Genomic DNA, 4,210 nt, shown 5'->3' on the forward strand with positions numbered 1-4,210 from the left:
ACTGGAATGGCGAATTAGGGTGAAAGAAATCCTGATGTTTCATTGGGACATAAATCATTCAACGACTGTATAATTTTGGTTAATCAACACGTGTGGCTTTTCATATCAAAATGTTTATAAAAATCAATGGCTTTCGTATTAAATTCCCAAACATTTAACTCAACTGAGTCAACTTCCCTTTTTTCAGCCCAAGTTATACAAGCATTAAATAACATTTTTCCAATACCTTTTCTTTGTAAGTTTGCTTTTATACCAAAATCGTGTATGTAAGCATATTTCCGTTGAACGAGCGACTCGAAAGGTGGTGAAGTTTCAACACTTATGACCGCGAAACCCACTACAACTTCATCTTCCTTCGCAATTAGAACATCACTCTCTTCGTTGGCAATCAGTTCTTTATAATAGCATTCGGGCATTACAGACTCCACACTTTTAAAAATAGTTGGTTCCTCCATCACATGCTCTTCATGCCCTTCTTTTACAATCTCATTCACAGTAAAATAATCTTCTTCTGTTGCGATAAAAACCTCGATTGTCATCATATCATCCCCCTCATATCAACTATCCGTAATCAGACTTTACGAGAAAATATTCTTTCTTTTATTATACAGACAAACAAGAATAAATGGTATGATATCCCAGTTTTATACCATCTTTTTAAAGAGCCTAATTATTCTGAACACAGTTGTTCCACAAATTCATTTTCAAATAATAAATACAAAAAGACCAGAACTCATTTTATGAATGAGTGACTGGTCCCGTGTTTGTTTGACAAGATAACATGAATAGATTACTACATCATTCAAATCAATTTCTGAAAAACCCGTAAACAACACTTGATCCTTAATGTTATGTACTACAAGGAAGGTTCAGACTGCTAACACCTATTTATTTCCATAATTCATTTTCCAGGTCTACAAATAAACAATACATCCTCTTTCCTCCAATTCTTCTATCCAACTAGGGATACTCAATTGATGATTCCATCTTAAATCTAGACGTTCTAAACCTTTAATTTCCATTAAGGATGTAGGTAATTCTAAAAGTTGATTACTTCTTAAATCTAGTTCTAATAAATTTTGTAAGTTACCAATATCTTCTGACAATGTTTTTAATTGATTATGTCTCAAATTCAATCTTCTTAGTTTTTGACATTTATGTAAAGAATGCGGTATATTTTCAATCTGATTTTCTTCTAAATCTAAAACTCGTAATAAAGCTAATTCTCCAAATCTCTCTGGAAGAGATGTAATTTGATTATTTTTCAAATGTAATTCTCTTAGATTAGTTAAACTACTTATTCTTTTTGGTAACTCAGTTAATTGATTATTCATTACACGTAGTTCTACTAGTTTGGTTAAATTCCCAATTTCCTCGGGCAATTTTTTTAAACTGTTATCACTTAAATTTAAATATCTCACTTTTTTCAGATTACCGATTTCATGTGGAATTGATTGCAATTTATTATTATGAAAATACAAATAATCTTCCATATTCAAAAGGTGACCGATTTCAGCGGGAATACAGTCAATGTCATTATGCCCTGCATCTAGCATTCTAAGTTCCGTTAAGTTCATAATTTTTGGTGACATTTCGCAAATTTTATTTACTGAGATGTTTAATACCTCCATACTAGTCATCTCATATATTTCTTCAGGTATTGTTATTAAATCATTATCAAAAAGATTTAATTCCTTTATTTCATTTATTAGTGCTTCATCTATTTTAGGTAAAGTTTGTAAATTCTTTTGTGATAAGTTTATTTTCATGTTCTTTCCTCCTACTTCAAACGCTCTTAACTTGTTATTCTTCTTTAGAATAGAACAAGAGTTTCGGATTTACAAGTAGTCGAAGTAAGAAATCAATTTCGCCTTGGGTAAGGACAGTTTTTTTGATTTTAGGGAATCTGCTCTGCTGATTGCTGCGATTGCTCTGCTACCTTCCGCACTTCATCGGCGACTACTGCAAAGGCTTTCCCGTGCTCTCCAGCTCGCGCATTTATCAAAAACTTTATTCTAACTTCTTGCTTTTCCGAGCATATCAGTTGAACAATCAATAGCCGTTATATTTAATTCATTGCGATTAATTAACTCTAAATCTGCTCCTGTTCCTACACCAACAAACAAGATTTTGTGTTGATTATTGAATGCTATAGCTTGTAAGAAAAAATATTCAACTTAATTGCAAATCTCAACTAATCCGCTTATCGGCACATAAAAAAGGCACCAAAAAACTCTTGATACCTTTTTAGCACACCATTACTCATCCACGACCAGCTTGGAATTCAGGATATAAAGTCATCCCACCATCCGCAAATAGCGTGATCCCGGTTACATAACTAGCCTGTGATGAAGCAAGCCATACTGCGACTGCGGCAATTTCTTCTGGCTTTCCGATATACCCCATCGGAACCATGCTTTCCACATCTGCACGTTTGGCTGGATCTGCAAATTTCTCAGCATTTATAGGCGTATTGATCGCTCCGGGTCCAATGTTATTGACACGAATCCCCTTTGGAGCATATTCTAAGGCTAATGTTTCTGTCATTAACTTAATGCCCCCTTTACTAGCGGCATAATGCACGAATAAAGGCCAAGGAATTTTCTCATGAACACTGGACATATTAATAACAGTACCTTTAATATCGTTCTCCACGAAGTATTTAATCGCTTCTCGACTTCCTAAAAACGCACCTGTTAAATTTGTATTGATGACTCTATTCCAATCGCTTAACGGCATTTCATGAGAAGCTACTGGATTTTCTATACCCGCATTATTAATCATTACATCGAGGGTCCCAAACTCTTTTATAGCTGTTTGAACGAGATTGATGACATCCGCTTCTACTGTAACATCACCTTGTACAGCAATGGCCTCCCCACCGGCTTTTTTAACCTCTTCCACTACAGCATTTACATCCGCTTCATTTGAACGATAATTAATAACTACTTTCGCTTTTTCTGCCGCGAAGCGAATACCCATCGCTTTACCTAATCCCGTTGCAGCACCTGTAATCACAACAACTTTTCCTTCTAAATCTGGATACATACAAGGCCCTCCTTTTTATCTTTTCGCAATCCCTAACATAATTCCAGCAGCGACTATAAAAACAATCCCGATAATAATTGCTATGAATTGCCGTTTTGTTTTTTTCTCACCTAATATAAAAATTCCGCCTAAAGTAGCGATGACTATCCCCATTTGGGAAAGAGAAAAACTTGTTGCGACTCCTACACGTGGCTGAGAAATAAATAAAAACATGTTTCCGGCAGCCCAGATTAAACCAGGGATAATATTACGAATCGCATATTTATTAAATGGTTTATGCTTAAACGTTAATAAAACCCCACCTATTACCATCCCGATTGCTTGTGGCAATAAAGCAGACCATCCACTTACATTAAATAAGCGTATTATCACCACATATACTAAATAACCAAAAGTTGAAACAAGTAAAATTAAAATTCCTTTTTTCAAATTGCTTCCGTGTTCTTCTTGTTTCTCTTCTGGATTAGGTAGTGACGTGAGAACAATACCAATGATGATACTAATAAGTGCAAGAACACCTAATATAACCGACATTGTTGTCGACCATTCATGAAACACGATTACGCCAAATAAAGTCGTTGATACCAATTGTAGCCCTGTCGAAATGGGCATTGTTTTGGAAACCCCTATTAAATCAATACTTTTCAATTGGTTTACCTGACCTAATGCCCAAAAAAGACCCGATACAATTCCGACGCCAAACACTATAGGAGATAACTCGGGCTTTACAAAAAAGTAAATACCTATAGAGAAAATAAGTGCACCAAATGTTGTTCCCAGTACTTGACTATAGGGTCCACCACCGAGTTTGACGTTAAATAATACAATACTTCCCCAAAAGAGAGCTGGTAATAATGCTAGGATGATATCCATTTTTTAAACTTTTCACCTCTCTAAATGCTTTATTTGATTTAACAAAACATCTATAATACTTTTCTATGATGTGCCTAGGAAAATTTTTTATACTTTGAATTAGAATCACCTATTAAGTTGGTTGAATTTGTTATGTAAAACTTCCACTTTCGCCACACAAAATAGACCAAGACGGCAATTAAGCTATCTTGGTCTTATAGAAATCCCTGTTTGCATGGTGGATTTTTTACATTTAAATTTATAAATTAATTCCTAAGGCAATCCACTATACAAAAGTAGTTATCTCATC

Annotated in this window: 4 protein-coding genes and 2 pseudogenes; all 6 read right to left on the bottom strand. The window is 34.7% G+C overall.

The window, feature by feature from the left end:
- Positions 1 to 83: 83 nt before the first annotated feature.
- The 6 genes and pseudogenes from ACFXN8_RS08690 to ACFXN8_RS08715 all read right to left on the bottom strand — a co-directional run bounded on the left by ACFXN8_RS08690 (position 84) and on the right by ACFXN8_RS08715 (position 3,921).
- A complete protein-coding gene (locus ACFXN8_RS08690; protein ID WP_386844364.1) occupies positions 84 to 542 on the bottom strand; it encodes a GNAT family N-acetyltransferase in 459 nt (152 codons plus the stop codon).
- Between the two features lie 372 nt (positions 543 to 914).
- Positions 915 to 1,769 (bottom strand): leucine-rich repeat domain-containing protein, encoded by an 855-nt coding sequence (locus ACFXN8_RS08695; RefSeq protein WP_386844366.1) that lies wholly within the window; start codon positions 1,767 to 1,769, stop codon positions 915 to 917.
- A 134-nt stretch (positions 1,770 to 1,903) separates the two neighbouring features.
- A pseudogene (locus ACFXN8_RS08700) lies at positions 1,904 to 1,996 on the bottom strand (methyl-accepting chemotaxis protein); the annotation flags it as partial.
- 25 nt (positions 1,997 to 2,021) lie between these two features.
- Positions 2,022 to 2,153, bottom strand: a pseudogene (locus ACFXN8_RS08705) (SAM-dependent methyltransferase); the annotation flags it as partial.
- A gap of 109 nt (positions 2,154 to 2,262) precedes the next feature.
- Positions 2,263 to 3,048: a glucose 1-dehydrogenase gene (gene gdh / locus ACFXN8_RS08710; RefSeq protein ID WP_386844368.1), complete on the bottom strand. Its 786-nt coding sequence runs from the start codon at positions 3,046 to 3,048 to the stop codon at positions 2,263 to 2,265.
- A gap of 15 nt (positions 3,049 to 3,063) precedes the next feature.
- Positions 3,064 to 3,921, bottom strand: coding sequence for a RhaT/GlcU family sugar-proton symporter (locus tag ACFXN8_RS08715; RefSeq protein WP_376074492.1), 858 nt, complete (start codon positions 3,919 to 3,921; stop codon positions 3,064 to 3,066).
- Positions 3,922 to 4,210 lie beyond the last annotated feature (289 nt).

Source organism: Lysinibacillus sp. NPDC059133, assembly GCF_042755925.1.
In the GTDB taxonomy this organism is placed as follows: Bacteria; Bacillota; Bacilli; order Bacillales_A; family Planococcaceae; genus Lysinibacillus.